Raw genomic sequence first — 15,798 nt, 5'->3', positions numbered from 1 at the left:
CATGAGCAAGCCATCCACGCGGATCCGTCTGGCCGACGCCGCTTTCGCCCTCTTCGACGAACGCGGGTACGAACAGACCACGGTGGACGACATCGCCGAACGTGCCGGCGTGGGGCGTACCACGTTCTTCCGGCAGTACCGGTCCAAGGAAGAGGTCATCTTTCCCGACCATGACCGGCTGCTGGACCTGATTCGCGACCGGTTGGCGACCTCGAGCCACGGCACGGCGCTGATCGCCGTCTCCGACGCGGTGCGGCTGGTGCTGCTGCACTACGTCGACGAGGGCGACCTCGCGCGCCGGCGGTATGTCCTGACCAGCAAGGTGGCGGCGCTCCGTGATCGGGAGATCGCCAGTGTGGCCCGCTACCAGCGGTTGTTCCGCGAGTTCATCGGGGAGTGGATGGGGGATCCGACGCAGTCGGCGTCGCTCAGGGCCGAACTCATGGCGGCGGCCGTGGTCGCGGCCCACAACCACGTGCTGCGACGGTGGTTGCGGGGGGAGTCGTCCGACCCGGTCACGGAGGTGGACGAGGCGATGCGCGAGGTCCTCGCCCTTTTCCCCGCACCCGGCGCGCCGGCCGGGCCCGGTGCCGGTACGACCGTCGTGGTGTTCAGAAGCGGCCAGGACATCGACGCCCTGCTCCCCTCGTTGCGGCGTGCCGTCGAGGGTGGTGCGGGCTGACGCGAGGGGCGGGGCGTCACCGTCCGGCCGCGGAGCGGCACCGCGGGCGACGGTGCGTACCCGACGTGCGGGACGACCGTCCCCGGCCGGGCGGTTTCGCTTGCTAGCGAAGGCCGCGACGGATGGCGTCGGCGATGACCTCGCCGATGAGGACAGCGGTCGCCGCGGGGCCCCGCTGTGGAGCGTCCGGCAGGATCGAGGTGTCGGCGACCCGTAGGGCCCGCACACCGTGGACGCGTCCGAACTGGTCGACGGCCGCGCGTCGCGGATCGTCCGCAGGCCCCATCGGCGCCGTGCCGCAGGTGTGCTGGGCGGTGGAGAGGTGGCCGTGGATCCAGCGGTCCAGGGCGCGGTCGTCGGCCAGAACGCCGGCGCCCGGGGCCCGTAGGCCCTCGGAGACGCCGGTGAACGACGGGGTGTCCAGCAGGGCCGCGGTGACGCGGACGGCCTCGCGCAGGCGACGGAGGTCGGCGGCGGTGCTGAGGAAGTGGTAGTCGATGTCCGGGGGTGTGCCGGCCTCGGCGGACCGGATGCGCAGCCGGCCGGTCGGCCGGGGCGTCTGATCGGACACGAGAAACGACAAGGGTGCTCCGGGGACGCTCACGGTGCCGCTGACGAGTCCCGCCATGGGGACCAGCGACTGGAGGATCTCCAGGTCGCCCGGGCCGCCGGGGCCTTCGGGCACACCTCCCGCGGAGGTGAGGTGGAGGCAACCGCCGAGCCAGGATCCGGCCGGCTCGCCCAGGTTCTCCCTGGGCGTCCAGTCCAGGACGAGTTGCGGATGGTCACTGAAACGGCCACCGACGGCGGGTGCGTCGCGGACGACGGGCAGGCCGAGCCGTTCGAGCTCGGCGCGTGGCCCGATGCCCGACAGCTGCAGCAGGTGCGCGGTGGCGAGGGCGCCGGCGCAGAGCACGACGGCGCCGGCTTCGACGATGGCATGCCTGCCGTCGCGTTCGACGACGACGCCGGTGGCACGGCCGTGCCCGATGACGACCCTGCGGACCTGACATCCGCCGAGGGCGGTGAGGTTGGCGCGGTCGAGGACCTCGGGGGGCAGGTAGGCGAGACCGGTGTTGTGGCGTATCCCGTCGACCGTGTGGGAAGGCACCGGGCCGAAACCGGGCGGTGCCTGGTCGTTCTTGTCCGGATCGCGGGGAAAGCCGAGGTGGTGGGCGGCGTCACGGAAGGCGACGGCGGCCGGGTGCTCGACGCGGTCACGCCGGACCGGCATCGGCCCCCGGCCCCCGTGCAGCGCACTCGGACCGAAGTCGAGATCTCTTTCCAGAGCGCGCAGGAACGGCAGCACCGCGTCGTAGGCCCAGGCGGGATTGCCCGCGGCGGCCCAGCGGTCGAAGTCCGCACGCCGGGCCCGCACGAAGTAGCCGCCGTTCACGGTGGTCGAGCCGCCGAGGACACGTCCGCGCGGGACCAGCCACGGCCGCCGCGGTGTGAGACGTACCGGATGGGTCGTCGTGGCCGGATGGCCGGGCTGCGCGCCCGGAATCAGACGGGCGTCCAGCAGCGCAGGGCCGAATCCTTCCGTGCCGCGCGGCAGGGGACCCGCGTCCAGGAGCAGCACACTCCGGTCGCCGTCCTCGGTCAGCCGCGCCGCGAGCACCGCGCCGGAGGTGCCCGCGCCCACCACGACGACATCCGGTCGGCGGCTCACCACTGCGGGGCCGCGGCGAAGGGAAGAGCGAGGACGGATCTGCTCCATGGACACGGGATCCAAGTCGGCCCGGCTGGGGAGCGCAATCCCCAGGGCGGCGGCGGGACGGACCTCAGCGGTGGTACCGGCATCGGCCCCGCTGGGGTTTGCGCAGGTCGGCCATGCCGGTCCAGGGGCGCGGCCGGGGTGCGTGCCGTCGCCCGCGGGATTTCCCTCCCCCGTACACCTTCCTTTTGGCACTCCATGTCAATAGTCTGCCCGGTATCCGAACCACTGGGGCGGCGACGCCGTGACCAGGGGCTGTCCGGTTGCCCTTTCGGTATCCGGTCCACCCGCGCGGATCGCTTTCCCGACGGTGTCCGCCGTCACGTCCCTTCACCCACCCCGGTCGGCACCCGCCCGTACCCTTCCGCACCGCGAGGGAGAATCGCATGAACGACTTCGACTCCGCCCGGACCGAGCAGCACCAGGACGACGAGAACGCGTCCCCGGACACGCTCATCGAGGCCGACGCACTGATCGAGGAAGTCTCGATCGACGGCATGTGCGGCGTCTACTAGGCCGCGCGATGGCCCCCTTGAACCTGGACCGTGCCTGGGACCTGCACCCGCAGGTCTCGGTACGGCCGGAACCCTTCGGCGCGCTGCTTTACCACTTCGGTACGCGCAAGCTCTCCTTCCTCAAGGACGGCAGACTGCTCGCCGTGGTCCAGGCGCTGGCGACGGCGCCCACCGCGCGCGCGGCCTGCCGGGCCGCCGGCGTCGACGACCGGGACGTCCCCCGGTACGGGCGGGCTCTGGCCGCGCTCGTCCAGTCCTCGATGGTGGTTGAAAGGACCGTTCCATGACGACAGCTCCGCCGAGACCAGGGTCCGCACCGGGCACGTCACGCCTGGTGGACCTCTTCGAGTACGGCCTCGACGCACCGATCTGCCTCACCTGGGAACTCACCTACGCCTGCAACCTCTCCTGCGCACACTGCCTGTCCAGCTCCGGCAGGCGCGACCCGCGCGAGCTGACCACCGCGGAGGCCAGGGCCGTCATCGACGAACTGGAGGCCATGCAGGTCTTCTACGTCAACATCGGCGGCGGCGAGCCCACGGTCCGCCCCGACTTCTTCGAACTGCTCGACTACGCCACCGCGCACCACGTCGGCGTCAAGTTCTCCACCAACGGCGTGCGCATCACTCCCGAGGTCGCCCGGCGGCTCGCCGCCAACGACTACGTTGATGTCCAGATCTCCCTGGACGGGGCGACCGCCGAGGTCAACGACGCGGTGCGCGGAGCGGGTTCGTACGCCACGGCACTGCGCGCGATGCGCAACCTCGCCGACGCGGGCATGAAGAACTTCAAGCTCTCCGTCGTGTGCACCCGCCACAACATCCCGCAGATGGACGAGTTCAAGGCCCTCGCCGACCGCTACGGGGCCCAGCTGCGGCTGACCCGGCTGCGTCCCTCCGGACGCGGCGCCGATGTGTGGGACGAACTGCATCCGCTGCCGGAACAGCAGCGGCAGCTGTACGACTGGCTGGTGGCACACGGCGATAGTGTGCTCACCGGAGACTCCTTCTTCCACCTCTCGGCCTACGGTGAGGCGCTGCCGGGCCTCAACCTGTGCGGGGCCGGCCGTGTGGTGTGTCTGATCGACCCGGTCGGGGACGTGTACGCCTGCCCGTTCGCCATCCACGAGGAGTTCCTCGCCGGGAACATCCGCCGGCCGGGCGGCTTCGCCGGGGTGTGGCGGTCGTCGGAGCTGTTCCGGAGCCTGCGTGAACCGCAGAGCGGCGGAGCGTGCGCCTCGTGCGCGTTCTACGACACCTGCAAGGGCGGCTGCATGGCGGCGAAGTTCTTCACCGGGCTGCCGCTGGACGGCCCCGACCCCGAATGCGTCCAGGGGCACGGCGAGCAGCTGCTGGCTCGGCGTCCGAAAGGCCGTGGCCATCTTCCGAAGCCGTCCGGCGACCACTCGCACCGCACCGCGCCCGCCCGGCGACCCGGCACGGTGGACCTGGTCCTGACGCGCCGTCCGGACCTCCGCCCGCCGGTCAGCGCCTGCGTCGAGGACCCCCTGGCGGGCACGAGCTTCACGTAGGGCCTGCCGGCACCCTCCGGTCCGCCACACGACGCCATGCCCCTGCCACGCCATCCCCCCTGCCACCGGAGGGCAAGATCCCGCTCGCGGTACCGGGCCGTCCTGAGCCGCGTCCATCCCGTACGAGGCTCAGGAGCCCGGCATCCCCCGGCCACCGGCCGGAACCCCTCTCGAGAAAGAGCCGCATCATGGGCCGTAATTCCTGGTTCGAGACCGTCGCGGAGGCCGAGCGCCGCGCCAAGAAGTATCTGCCGAGCACGGTCCACGGGGCACTGGTGGCCGGGTCGGAACGCGGCTGTACCCTCCACGACAACACCGGCGCCTTCGCCGAACTCGGCTTCGCCCCGCGCGTCGTGGGCCACCACGCGCAGCGGGATCTCACCACCACCGTGCTCGGGGTGGAGTCCGCGTTCCCGGTCGTGATCTCACCGACCGGCGTACAGGCCGTCCACCCCGACGGTGAGGTCGCGGTCGCCCGCGCCGCGGCGAACCGCGGTGTGATCATGGGACTGAGCTCCTTTGCCAGTAAACCGCTCGAAGAGGTCACCGAGGCCAATCCGCACACCTTCTACCAGATGTACTGGACCGGCACCCGGGACTCCATGGCACAGCGCATGGAACGCGCGCGGGCCGCGGGAGCGAAGGCGCTGATCGCCACGCTCGACTGGTCCTTCTCCCACGGCCGCGACTGGGGCAGTCCGTCCATCCCGGAGAAGATCGACCTCAGGACGATGCTCAGACTGGCGCCGGACGTCCTGCCCCGCCCGCGCTGGCTGTGGACGTTCGCGAAGTCCGGCCGCATCCCGGACCTGACCGCACCGAACCTCCAGCCGCCGGGCGGCAGGGCACCCACGTTCTTCGGCGCCTACGGCGAGTGGATGCAGACGACACCGCCCACCTGGGACGACGTCAAGTGGCTGCGCGAGGAGTGGGGCGGACCGTTCCTGCTCAAGGGTGTGTCCCGGGTCGACGACGCCAAGCGGGCGGTCGACGTGGGTGTGTCCGGCATCTCGGTGTCGAACCACGGCGGCAACAACCTGGACACCACCCCGGCGACCATCCGGCTGCTCCCTTCCATCGCCGAGGCGGTGGGCGACGAGGTCGAGGTCCTGCTCGACGGCGGTGTGCGCCGCGGCGGTGACGTGGCGAAGGCACTGGCCCTGGGCGCGCGTGCGGTCCTGATCGGCCGCGCCTACCTGTGGGGCCTCGCCGCGGGCGGGCAGGCGGGTGTGGAGAACGTCCTGGACATCCTGCGCGGCGGACTGGACTCCGCCGTACTCGGCCTGGGGCACTCCTCGGTCCATGAGCTGTCGCCGGACGACCTGGTGGTCCCGGACGGCTTCACCCGTACCGCCGGCTCAGTGCGCTGACCATGACGTCACCCGGCAGGCCGGCGGACGAGCCATGGAACCTGGCGCGCTCGGTGTGGCCCGCCCTCCCGGCCGGCGCGCTGGTGCTGGTCCCCCTCGGCTCGACCGAGCAGCACGGGCCGCACCTGCCGCTGAACACCGACAGCGTCATCGCCGAGTGCGTGACGCGGGCGGCGGCGGAGCGGCTGACGGACGGCCGGCCGGACCGTCCGGTGCTGGCCGCGCCGGCCATCACCTACGGCTCGAGCGGTGAGCACGCCGGCTTCCCCGGGACGGTCTCCATCGGTCACGAGGCACTGCGCGTCGTCCTGGTGGAGACCGTGCGGTCGCTGTCGCTGTGGGCGGGCCGCGTCGTCTTCGTCAACGGTCACGGCGGAAACGTACCGACACTGGACGCGGCCGTGCGTCAACTCCGCGACGAGGGGCACGACGTGGCGTGGCTCGGCTGCGAGGTACCGGGCGGTGACGCGCACGCGGGGCGGGCGGAAACCTCCGTGATGCTGCACCTGGCACCCGGCGATGTGCTCCTCTCCGCGGCGGTCGCCGGCGACACCCGCCGGCTGGCCGACCTCATGCCGGAGCTGACAGCCCGTGGCGTCCGTGCCGTGTCCCCCTCCGGGGTACTCGGGGACCCGACCGGAGCCACGGCCGAGGAGGGCCGCGCCTCGTTCGCGTCGATGGTGGCCACCGCCGTACGCCGGATCGACGCGGGCCGGACGGACACCCGGGGCCGGCTCGTCGACACCCCGCCGCCCGGCCCTCCGCCCACGCCGCCCGCGGCATCACCCGCTCCCCGCACGAGAACGGCGCGCCCATGACCCTTCCCCACGGCTTCGTGGTCGCCCTCGGCCCGCACACCAGGGTGCTCGACGACGGCCGCACCCTCCTGGGCGGACACCCGGCCCGGCTGCTCCGGCTCAGCCCCCGGGCGCGCCCGCTGCTGACCGGACGTACGGTGCGGGTGCGGGACGCCGCGAGCGCGCTCCTCGCCGACCGCCTGCTGGAGACCGGGCTGGCCGACCCGGTGGTCCGGGCCCTGCCGCCACTTCCCGCGCAGGGCGCGGACGACGCTGCGAGCTGCACGTATGTGATCCCGGTACGCGACCGCCCCCGTGCACTGGCCCGGCTCATGGACAGCATCCCGGCCGGCAGCCCGGTCATCGTCGTGGACGACGCCTCACACCGTCCCGACCTCGTCTCCGCCGTCGCCGCACGGCACGGCGCGCTCCTGGTGCCGCTGGCGGAGAACGTGGGTCCTGCGGGCGCCCGCAACGCAGGACTGCGCCTCGTCACCACCCCCTACGCGGCCTTCGTCGACTCCGACATCGTGCTGACGCACCGGACGGTGCCCACTCTGCTACGGCACTTCCACGACCCCCGGGTGGCCATGGCCGTACCCCGCATCACGGGACTGGCCACTCCCGGGGCATCCGGCTGGCTCGGCCGCTACGAGAGCGTCCGCTCGTCCCTCGACCTGGGGCCGCACGCGGCCGCCGTCCGTCCCGGCACACCGGTCTCCTGGGCACCCAGCGCCTGCATGGTCGTGCGCGTCGACGTGCTGACACAAGCCGGCGGCTTCGACGCGACCATGCGGGTCGGCGAGGACGTCGACCTGTGCTGGCGTCTGATCCGGGACGGCAGGCGCATCCGGTACGAGCCGTCCGCCGAGGCCGCTCACGACCACCGGGCCCGCCCGAGCGCCTGGTTCACCCGGAAGGCCGTCTACGGCACGGGCGCCCACCCTCTGGCCCGGCGCCATCCGGGGAACATCGCCCCCGCGGTGCTCGCCCCGTGGAGCACCGCGCTGGTCCTGGCCCTGCTCGCCCAGCGCCGCTGGTCCGTTCCCGTCGCCGCGTCCGTGTGGGCCGTCGCCACCGTCCGGATCGCCGGGAAGCTGAGGAGCACCGGCCGGCCGGTCCGGCATGCCGCGCGGCTCACCGCCGACGGCGCCGTGTCGGCCCTGGCCCAGGGATCGGCGCTGCTCACCCGCCACTGGTGGCCGCTCACGTTCATCGGCTGCCTGACCTCCCGCCGCATGCGCCGCGCCGCGGCGCTGGCGGCGGTCACCGACATCGCGCTCGAATACCGTCGGGACACCCGTCTCGATCCGGTGCGCTACGGCATCGCCCGCCGCCTCGACGACCTCGCCTACGGAACCGGCGTCTGGATCTCCGCCGTCAGGGGGCGCTCCACGGCAGCCCTGCGTCCCCGGCTGGTCCTGAGCCCCCGACCGCCACGGGAGCGCCCGCGGGGTCGGACCCGGTGAACCCTCCCGGCTGAGCGGCCGATGCCCGAGGACGGCCTTCGGACACGTCGGCGGAGTTTTCGGCCCCTCCGGCGAAGGAGGCCGCGGGAGGCGTCCGGCGGATGCGAGAATGCCCGGTGCAGCCTGGCCGAGGGGGAGAGCCGAGATGGTGGCGTCACATCCGACGAACGGGGCGGGCTCACCAGGGGCGCGGATCGGACGGCCGTCCGCCACCTCGCGCGACCGGCTCGAGAGCCTCGCGTTCGAGCTGTTCGCGAGCAAGGGGTTCGAGCAGACCACCGTCGACGACATCGCGGCGGCGGCCGGGATCGGTCGCCGTACCTTCTTCCGGTACCACGCGTCGAAGAACGACCTGGTGTGGGGCGACTTCGACGGTGAACTGGCGCGGCTGCGCGAACTGCTCGCCGCCTGCCCCCGGGACGTACCGATGATGGACGGCCTGCGCGACGCGGTGGTCGCCTTCAACCGGTTCGACCCGGCGGATGTGCCCTGGCACCGCCGGCGCATGGAACTCATCCTGCGCGTGCCGGCCCTCCAGGCGGACTCCACGCTCCGGTACGCGTCCTGGCGGCAGGTTGTGACGGCCTTCGTCGCCGACAGGACCGGTCAGTCACCGGACGCGCTGCTGCCGCGCCTGGTCGGTTACACCGCCCTGGGCACCTGCATCGCCGCCTACGAGCAGTGGCTCACCGACCCGGACGCCGACCTGGCCGAACTGCTGGACACCGCGATGAGGGAACTCCGGGGCGGCTTCGCCGGTCACGAGCCGGCGAGCGACCGTGCCGCTGGTGCCGCTGGTGCCGGGGCCGGCCGGGCCGGACAGACCCCCACCCGGTGAGCCGGACCCGCCGGAGCGGGTGATCCGGGGCGCGCGAGGGCACCACTGTGCGCGTCGTGGGCGTGCGGCGGGCCGAACCACGCCGCCGAATATGTGACGGACCCGTGTGGCGCGCCTCGGCACCGGCCTCGGACGCGACGCTCATCGGGCCTACGCGGCCATCACGCCTGGTAGGGCGGGCCGATCACGACGACGGCCTCCACCCGGGCGCCGTCGGTTCCGACGCGTCCTGGCCCGGTCGGCCGCGCCGGCCGGTGTCCGGCGGACAGGACACCCACGACCTACGCGACAAGGCCGGCCGTCCCGTGTCCGGTGTGGCATCGGCTCCGCCGCCGCACGGTCCCGGGCACCCGTGCCGCACCCGCCCCACGCCGGTAGCGGAGAGACCCCGCCGGATGCCGCCGAGCCCGGTCGGGGGCACCCGGTACCCCTGAAGGCTTGTGCCCGGGGTGCGGCGCTGTCACAATTCTACCGCTCGGTCGAATTTTCTCGACCGGTCGGATGGCCGGGGCCGGTGGGCAGGAGCCGGCAGAAGGTGAGTGCACACATGTCGGAGTTCCAGTTCCTGGACGTGCGGACGACGGACCACATCGCGACCGTCACGATGGACCGGCCGCCCGTCAACGCCGTCGGCCTGCCGATGTACGCCGAGATCAAGGCACTGTTCGGCGAGATAGATCGGCATGCCCCGGACGCGCGGGTCGTCGTCCTGACCGGGGCCGGCAAGCACTTCTGCGGCGGCAACGACCTCGGCGAGTTCCAGACCATGACCCCGGAGAACGCCGACGAGCGCATGCGGCAGGTGCGTGAGGCCTTCTGGTCGATCTACGACTGTCCCGTGCCCGTGATCGCGGCCGTCCACGGCGTCGCGGTGGGGACGGGGCTGGCGCTGGCCGGCTCGTGCGACATGGTCGTGGCCGCCGAGGGCGCCCGGTTCAGCCTTCCCGAGATCCAGGTCGGCGCGATGGGCGGCGCCAAGCACGCCTCGCGTCTGGTCCCGCAGGCGCTGGTGCGCCGTATGCACTTCACCGGTGACATGGTGCCGGTGGAGGAGCTCGCCCGGTACGGCGGCATCGACCGCGTGGTGCCCGGTAGTCAACTGCTCGCCGCCGCCGGCGAACTGGCCCGGCGGATCGCCCGGCACAGCCCCGTCGCCATCAGGATGGCCAAGCGCAGCCTGAACCGTATCGAGTACATGGAGCTCAAGGACGGCTACGCGTTCGAGCAGAGCCTCACCGGCGAGCTCTCCGGATACGACGACGCCAAGGAGGCCGTCGCCGCCTTCTTCGAGCGGCGCGAGCCGCAGTACACGGGGAAGTGAGCCGGGGATGACGGACACGACACAGGACACCGCGGAGCTGGAGGCCTACCGGCGACAGGTCCGGGCCTGGCTGGCGCGGGCGACCGTCCCCGAGGTTCCGCTCGACCTGGAGGGCCGCTTCACCGTTCTGAGGGAATGGCAGAAGACCCTCTACGAGGCCGGGTTCGTCGGAATCTCGTGGACCAGGGCGGCCGGAGGGCAGGGGCTGAGCCCCCTGCACCAACTGGTCTTCTCGGAGGAACTCGCGCGGGCCGGCGCTCCGCAGCCCATCGGCCTGATCGGCGTGGATGTCGTCGGCAAGTCGATTGAGACGTACGGACTCGACTGGCAGCGACGGCAGTTGCTGCCCCGCCTGCTGTCGGGCGAGGACATCTGGTGCCAGGGATTCTCCGAGCCGGAGTCCGGATCCGACCTCGCCTCGCTGCGCACCCGGGCCCGGATCGAGGGTGACGAGTTCGTCATCACCGGTCAGAAGGTGTGGACCAGTTGGGCCCACAAGGCGCAGTGGTGCGCGCTGCTGGCGCGTACGGACGCGGATGCTCCGAAGCACCGGGGCATCAGTTACCTCCTCGTCGACATGAGCACCCCGGGCATCACCGCGCGACCGCTGGTGCAGATGACCGGGGACGACGAGTTCTGCGAGGTCTTCTTCGAGGACGTCCGTGTGCCCGTGCGCAATCTGGTCGGCCGGCTCAATGAGGGATGGGCCATCGCCCAGGACACCCTGAGCCATGAGCGCGCCGCGTACACGCTCCGCCGGCGCGTGGAGTACGAGGTGGCGGTCGAGGAGGCGGTGCGCAGCGTCCGCGGCCACGCCGGCGCGACCGGCACCCAGCCCCCGGAGCGGGTCCTGGAGCAGCTCGGCCGGTCCTACACGGCGGTGCGGGCCCTGGAGGCGCTGACCCGCCGGACCATCGGCCGGCAGCTCGACGGTGACATCCCCAGCCCCTACGACTCGGTGGACAAGCTCAGCCTCAACGAGGTGGAGCAACTGCTCTACACGTCCGTCACCGATCTGCTCGGGCCCTTCCGCCTGGCGGCCTGCCGGGCACCGTTCGGCCTCGACGGCCCACGGTGGGTCAAGGAGCACTACTACTCCCGGGCGGCGTCCATCTACGGAGGGACGTCCCAGATCCAGAAGAACATCATCGGCGAGAGACTGTTGGGACTTCCCCGTGGCTGACGACGAGATCCTGCAGGCGGTCAGGGAGTTCCTGGACCGCGACCATCCGCACGAGCGGCGGCTCTCCGCGCTGCGGTCCCACGGGGAGGACCCGAGCCTGCTCGAACAGGCGGCGCTGCAAGGCTGGTTCGGGCTGCTGGCGCCCGAGGCCGAGGACGGTCTGGGACTGGACCCCGCCCGCCTCGTGCCCCTGTTCCGGTTGTTCGGGCAGCGCCTGGTGCCCGGCCCCATGGTGGAGCAGATGCTGGTGCCGGGACTTCTGCTGCGATCGGGTCCCGGTGGCGGCGCGCGGGCCCGGCTGGCGTCCGCACTGACCGGGGGAGCGCGGGTGGCCGTGGTCGACCCCGGAGCCACGCTCGACTGGCGCGCGGCCAACGGCTCACTCGTCCTGGACTCCGCAGGGCTCTCCGGATCGGTGGACCTGGTGCGCTTCGGCGCGGTCTCGGACCTGTTCGTCGTGGTGGCCGACGGCACGGACGCGACGGCCACGGTCCTGGTGGTCGACCGCTCCCGCTCCGGTATCACCGTCACCGGGCACGAGACCACGGACCCGGGAGCGAGCTACGCCGCTGTGCTCCTCGACGCGGTCGCGGTCGGGCAGGGCGACATCGTCGCGCAGGGCGAGGACGGGGCGGCGCTCGTGGCCCTGCTGCGGAGTTGGCAGCGGGTGCTGGCTGCCGCCGAACTCGCCGGCATCGCCCGCCACATGCTCGATGTGAGCGTCGCCTTCGCCAAGCAGCGCGAGCAGTTCGGCCGTCCCGTCGGAGGTTTCCAGGCGGTCAAGCACATCGCGGCGTCGGCGGCCCAGCGGGTGATCATGCTGGAGAGTTTCGTCGAGGCCGTGGCCGCCGACTCGACGGCGCTCACCCCGGAGGAACTCGGCCTCGCGGCCCTGACACTCAAGGCCCATGCCGCAGAAGTCGGCCGCTCGGTGTGCGAGGACGCCCTGCAGATCCACGGCGGCATCGGATTCACCTACGAACACGAACTGCACTGGTACTACAAGCGGGCGCTGTCCCTGCGTACCTGGTACGGCGACGAGCGGGAGGCCGCGACCGAGGCCGGACGGCGCATGGTGTCCGCCTGAGCCTCCGGCGGGGAGCGGGCGCGCGTCCGCCGGGCAGCGGGCCGCGCCCGCGCCCGAGGGCCCGTGGCCCCGGAAGACCCGTCATCAGCCATGGGCCGTGGATGTCCGCGCCGCGGCGGACTCCACCCGGCCCGCGACGCCCAGCCGCGACGCCCAGCCGCGACGCCCAAGCCGGCGCCCGGGCTGGGGCGCTCGGCCCGTGATGCCCAGGCCGAGGGGCTCGGTCCGAGGGGCTCAGTCCGTGATGCCCAGGCCGAGGGGCTCGGTCCGAGGGGCTCAGTCCGAGGCGCTGCGCGGCAGCAGGGACCGCACGGCCTGCCGGCTCAGCGCCGCCGCGATCTCGGCCGGCTGCAGTGACCCGCCGGGGCGGTACCACTGGTGGATCCAGTTGATCATGCCGAGTACGCCGAACACCGCCAGCCTGGCGTCCAGGTCGGCGGCGATCTCGCCCGACTCCTGACCGCTCCTGACGAGCCCGCGCAGGGACGTCTCGTAGGCGTCCCGGGTGGCGACGATGCGCTCCTGGTACTCGTCGGACAGGGCCGACCGTTCGTTGTAGAAGGCGGCCGTCACATGGAAGTGCTCCGCGGCGAACAGGGCGTGCCGGCACAGCATGCGTTCCAGCGTCTGCAGCGGCGTGCCGCCCTCGGCCCTCGCGTTCTCGGTGAGCTCGACGAAGAAGGTGTGCGCGTAATCGGTGATGGCGAAGAGCAGGTCCTTCTTGGAGTCGATGTAGTAGTAGAGACTGCCCTTCTGCAGGCCCACCGCGGCGGCCAGATCCTGCAGCGAGGTGGCCGCGTACCCCTTCTCGTAGAACAGCCGGGCGGCCGCTTCGTAGATCTGGTCGTTCTTCAGTTCGGCCTTACGGGGCCGGATCTTGGGGCGGGGCCATTCCCTGCTCGTCTCGCTCACGTGACTCTTCCTCGTCCCTGGGAGTCTCTGGGGGCCTGGCGAACCCTTGTGCGGTGCACGCATCCCCATCATAATCCCAGCGGTAGATGAAATTCTGACGCTCGGTAGAAAACGTGGATCGAGGAATCACATGCGAGGCATCGGCGCGGGAGCGGACATCGAGGGGCCGCGTACCCTGTCGACCGATCTGGACGACGACGGGGTGCTCACCGTCACCCTGGACCGCCCGGACCGGCTGAACGCCTTCACCGTCGAGATGGCGGACGAGTTGGTGGCACTGTTCACCGAGGTGAACACGCGTGACGAGGTGCGTGCCGTAGTCGTGACGGGAGCCGGCCGGGCCTTCTGCGCCGGTATGGAACTCGCCGCGGAAGGCAATGTGTTCGGGCTGGACGAGTCCCAGCGGCCGACCCTGTCCGACATGGACGACCTCGACGATCCGCGCATCCTGCGCGGCGTGCGCGATACCGGCGGCCGGGTGGTCCTGGCGATCTTCGACTGCCGCAAGCCCGTGATCGCGGCGATCAACGGAGCGGCCGTGGGCATCGGGGCGACCATGACCCTGGCCATGGACATCCGGCTGGCCTCGGAGAAGGCGCGCATCGGCTTCGTCTTCGGCAAACTCGGCATTGTCCCCGAGGCGGCGTCCACCTGGTTCCTGCCGCGGATCGTCGGCATGGCCCGCGCGCTGGAGTGGGTGTACTGCGCCGAGATCCTCTCGGCGCAGGAGGCCGCGGACGGCGGACTGGTGAGCCGTGTCGTTCCCGCCGCGGCCCTGCTTCAGGAGGCACAGGACCTGGCACGCCGCATCTCGCGGAACCGGTCGCCGGTCGCCGTCGCGCTCACCCGGCAGATGATGTACCGCAACAGCGCCCTGCCGCACCCCAGGGAGGCACACCGGATCGACTCCCTGGCGATGTTCTACACCAGCATCGAGGACGGCAGGGAAGGCGTCGAGGCGTTCCGCGAGAAGCGGGAGCCCCGCTTCACCGGCAGCGCGCACACGGGGATGCCGCCGTTCTACCCGTGGTGGGACGACGAGTGAGGCGCCCCGTACAGGGGTGTGGGGGTGGGCGGCCGCAGGAGCGGCCGCCCACATGTGTGTGTCACCGGCACCCGTGCCCGGTCACGGCCGGACCGGCGCGGAGGCGGACTCCTCCTGGAGTTCGCGGCGCAGCCGCAGGAAGCGGCGGGGATGGTGGAAGGCGGCGACCGCGACGCGACGGCCCGCGGCGTCGGTGAGCGCGAACACGGTGCCGCGGTCGGCTCCGCCTTCTCCCGCTTCGAGCACCTCGACCGAGGACGCGAGGTCGGGGCGGCCCGCCAGCTGGAAGTTCACGTCGTACTGCACGCTCCAGAAGTACGGTGGCGCCGGCGGGCGGGCGGGCTCCCGGCCGAGGACCGCCGCCGCCACCACGGCCGCCTGGTCGACCGCCGAGGTCCAGTGCTCGTGGCGTACGGAGTCGCCGTACGCCGGCTGCTCCCACCGCGCGACGTCGCCGAGCGCCCACACCCGGTCCCCGGCCCGGCCGCGGGCATCGCACGGCACGCCCGCGGCGTCGTCGAGTCCGAGGCCGGTCAGCCAGTCGGTGTTGGGTTTCGCGCCGATTCCGACGACGACGTGGGCGGCGGTGAGTCCGGTGCCGTCGGCGAGTTCGACGTTTACCGCGTCGGCCGTCTCCCGGAGCGAGGTGATGGGGACACCGGTCAGCACCCGAACGCCCGCGGCGCGGTGCAGCCGGGTGAAGCAGGCGCCGATCGCGGGGCCGAGGACCGGCTCGAGGAGCGTGCTCGCCAGCTCGACGACGGTGACGTCCAGGCCGGCCCCGCGCGCGGCGGCCGCGACCTCGAGCCCGATGAAACCGCCGCCCACGACGACCAGCGGGCCGCCGTCCGCCAGCGCGGCGCGCAGCCGGACGCTGTCGCCGAGAGTGCGCAACCGGTGGACCCGGCCGCCGGGAGCGGCTCCCGGCCAGGTCCTGGCTGCGGCGCCGGTGGCCACCACGAGCCGGTCGTAGCCGAGCCGCCGGCCGTCGGCCAGGGTCACGGCCTCCGTGTCCACATCGAGGGCCCGCGCTCCGAGCACGGTCTCGATGCCGGCCTCGGCGAGCTGCGCGGGAGTGGTCAACGCGCTGCGCTCGGCCTCCCACTCGCCGGTCAGCACCTGCTTGGACAACGGCGGTCGGTCGTAGGGGAGGTGCTGCTCGTCGCCCACCAGTCGCAGCCGGCCCCGGTACCCGCCCGCGCGCAGCGCCTCGGCGACCCTCAGTCCGGCGAGTGAGGCGCCGACGACGACGATTCCGTCGTTCATGGTCATCGATCTCCTTGGACACACGGTCGGTACAGAACGGAACCCAGGGTGTGAAGTCATTGCCT

The 15,798-nt window shown here is 72.3% G+C and carries 15 protein-coding genes; 12 read left to right on the top strand and 3 right to left on the bottom strand.

Features of this window, described 5'->3' with window-relative positions:
- Nucleotide 1 precedes the first annotated feature (1 nt).
- Entirely contained in the window at nucleotides 2–682 is a 681-nt protein-coding gene (locus tag ACIF9R_RS14410; RefSeq protein WP_399978987.1) for a TetR/AcrR family transcriptional regulator, read from the top strand.
- A 103-nt stretch (nucleotides 683–785) separates the two neighbouring features.
- On the opposite strand, the gene mftG is transcribed toward ACIF9R_RS14410, so the two are convergent.
- Complete coding sequence (mftG, locus tag ACIF9R_RS14405; protein ID WP_399978985.1) at nucleotides 786–2,354, bottom strand: mycofactocin system GMC family oxidoreductase MftG; 1,569 nt, start codon at nucleotides 2,352–2,354, stop codon at nucleotides 786–788.
- Nucleotides 2,355–2,785: 431 nt separating this feature from the next.
- Here mftG and mftA point away from each other — a divergent pair, with 431 nt between their 5' ends.
- From mftA to ACIF9R_RS14355, 10 genes are all read left to right on the top strand, one after another.
- Entirely contained in the window at nucleotides 2,786–2,914 is a 129-nt protein-coding gene (mftA, locus tag ACIF9R_RS14400; RefSeq protein ID WP_399978982.1) for a mycofactocin precursor MftA, read from the top strand.
- An 8-nt stretch (nucleotides 2,915–2,922) separates the two neighbouring features.
- Nucleotides 2,923–3,201, top strand: a complete 279-nt coding sequence (gene mftB, locus ACIF9R_RS14395; protein ID WP_399978979.1) for a mycofactocin biosynthesis chaperone MftB — start codon at nucleotides 2,923–2,925, stop codon at nucleotides 3,199–3,201.
- Nucleotides 3,198–4,445: a mycofactocin radical SAM maturase gene (mftC, locus tag ACIF9R_RS14390; RefSeq protein ID WP_399978976.1), complete on the top strand. Its 1,248-nt coding sequence runs from the start codon at nucleotides 3,198–3,200 to the stop codon at nucleotides 4,443–4,445. Before mftB ends, mftC begins: the two co-directional genes overlap by 4 nt.
- Nucleotides 4,446–4,633: 188 nt before the next feature.
- Nucleotides 4,634–5,815 carry a pre-mycofactocin synthase MftD gene (gene mftD, locus ACIF9R_RS14385; RefSeq protein ID WP_399978973.1) on the top strand — a complete coding sequence of 394 codons (1,182 nt, stop codon included), beginning with the start codon at nucleotides 4,634–4,636 and terminating at the stop codon, nucleotides 5,813–5,815.
- Nucleotides 5,816–5,817: 2 nt separating this feature from the next.
- Nucleotides 5,818–6,633, top strand: a complete 816-nt coding sequence (gene mftE, locus ACIF9R_RS14380; protein ID WP_399978970.1) for a mycofactocin biosynthesis peptidyl-dipeptidase MftE — start codon at nucleotides 5,818–5,820, stop codon at nucleotides 6,631–6,633.
- On the top strand, nucleotides 6,630–8,081 hold the full coding sequence (gene mftF, locus ACIF9R_RS14375; protein WP_399978968.1) for a mycofactocin biosynthesis glycosyltransferase MftF: 1,452 nt from the start codon (nucleotides 6,630–6,632) through the stop codon (nucleotides 8,079–8,081). The genes mftE and mftF overlap by 4 nt, the downstream gene beginning before the upstream one ends.
- 145 nt (nucleotides 8,082–8,226) lie before the next feature.
- A complete protein-coding gene (gene mftR, locus ACIF9R_RS14370; protein ID WP_399978965.1) occupies nucleotides 8,227–8,919 on the top strand; it encodes a mycofactocin system transcriptional regulator in 693 nt (230 codons plus the stop codon).
- 547 nt (nucleotides 8,920–9,466) lie between these two features.
- Nucleotides 9,467–10,240: an enoyl-CoA hydratase-related protein gene (locus tag ACIF9R_RS14365; protein WP_399978962.1), complete on the top strand. Its 774-nt coding sequence runs from the start codon at nucleotides 9,467–9,469 to the stop codon at nucleotides 10,238–10,240.
- Between the two features lie 7 nt (nucleotides 10,241–10,247).
- Complete coding sequence (locus ACIF9R_RS14360) at nucleotides 10,248–11,423, top strand: acyl-CoA dehydrogenase family protein (protein ID WP_399978959.1); 1,176 nt, start codon at nucleotides 10,248–10,250, stop codon at nucleotides 11,421–11,423.
- Nucleotides 11,416–12,510, top strand: coding sequence for an acyl-CoA dehydrogenase family protein (locus ACIF9R_RS14355; protein WP_399978956.1), 1,095 nt, complete (start codon nucleotides 11,416–11,418; stop codon nucleotides 12,508–12,510). Before ACIF9R_RS14360 ends, ACIF9R_RS14355 begins: the two co-directional genes overlap by 8 nt.
- A 276-nt stretch (nucleotides 12,511–12,786) precedes the next feature.
- On the opposite strand, the gene ACIF9R_RS14350 is transcribed toward ACIF9R_RS14355, so the two are convergent.
- A complete protein-coding gene (locus tag ACIF9R_RS14350) occupies nucleotides 12,787–13,422 on the bottom strand; it encodes a TetR/AcrR family transcriptional regulator (protein ID WP_399978953.1) in 636 nt (211 codons plus the stop codon).
- Between the two features lie 130 nt (nucleotides 13,423–13,552).
- Between ACIF9R_RS14350 and ACIF9R_RS14345 the strand changes: the two genes are divergently transcribed.
- A complete protein-coding gene (locus tag ACIF9R_RS14345; protein ID WP_399978950.1) occupies nucleotides 13,553–14,467 on the top strand; it encodes a crotonase/enoyl-CoA hydratase family protein in 915 nt (304 codons plus the stop codon).
- A gap of 81 nt (nucleotides 14,468–14,548) precedes the next feature.
- Here the strand turns inward: ACIF9R_RS14345 and ACIF9R_RS14340 are convergent, their stop codons facing one another.
- Entirely contained in the window at nucleotides 14,549–15,733 is a 1,185-nt protein-coding gene (locus ACIF9R_RS14340) for an NAD(P)/FAD-dependent oxidoreductase (protein ID WP_399978947.1), read from the bottom strand.
- Nucleotides 15,734–15,798: the final 65 nt, after the last annotated feature.

It is taken from the genome of Streptomyces sp. NPDC086080 (assembly GCF_044540255.1).
In the GTDB taxonomy this organism is placed as follows: domain Bacteria; phylum Actinomycetota; class Actinomycetes; order Streptomycetales; family Streptomycetaceae; genus Streptomyces.
Note: the sequence above shows the minus strand (reverse complement) of the source record. Positions and strands in the feature narration are given on the sequence as shown.

Coding starts and splice junctions, on each gene's coding strand:
- mftB (WP_399978979.1), top strand. CDS start 2,923: ATGGCCCCCTTGAACCTGGACCGTGCCTGGGACCTGCACCCGCAGGTC.
- mftC (WP_399978976.1), top strand. CDS start 3,198: ATGACGACAGCTCCGCCGAGACCAGGGTCCGCACCGGGCACGTCACGC.
- mftF (WP_399978968.1), top strand. CDS start 6,630: ATGACCCTTCCCCACGGCTTCGTGGTCGCCCTCGGCCCGCACACCAGG.
- mftE (WP_399978970.1), top strand. CDS start 5,818: ATGACGTCACCCGGCAGGCCGGCGGACGAGCCATGGAACCTGGCGCGC.
- mftA (WP_399978982.1), top strand. CDS start 2,786: ATGAACGACTTCGACTCCGCCCGGACCGAGCAGCACCAGGACGACGAG.
- mftD (WP_399978973.1), top strand. CDS start 4,634: ATGGGCCGTAATTCCTGGTTCGAGACCGTCGCGGAGGCCGAGCGCCGC.
- mftR (WP_399978965.1), top strand. CDS start 8,227: ATGGTGGCGTCACATCCGACGAACGGGGCGGGCTCACCAGGGGCGCGG.
- ACIF9R_RS14410 (WP_399978987.1), top strand. CDS start 2: ATGAGCAAGCCATCCACGCGGATCCGTCTGGCCGACGCCGCTTTCGCC.
- ACIF9R_RS14360 (WP_399978959.1), top strand. CDS start 10,248: ATGACGGACACGACACAGGACACCGCGGAGCTGGAGGCCTACCGGCGA.
- ACIF9R_RS14340 (WP_399978947.1), bottom strand. CDS start 15,733: ATGAACGACGGAATCGTCGTCGTCGGCGCCTCACTCGCCGGACTGAGG.
- ACIF9R_RS14365 (WP_399978962.1), top strand. CDS start 9,467: ATGTCGGAGTTCCAGTTCCTGGACGTGCGGACGACGGACCACATCGCG.
- ACIF9R_RS14345 (WP_399978950.1), top strand. CDS start 13,553: ATGCGAGGCATCGGCGCGGGAGCGGACATCGAGGGGCCGCGTACCCTG.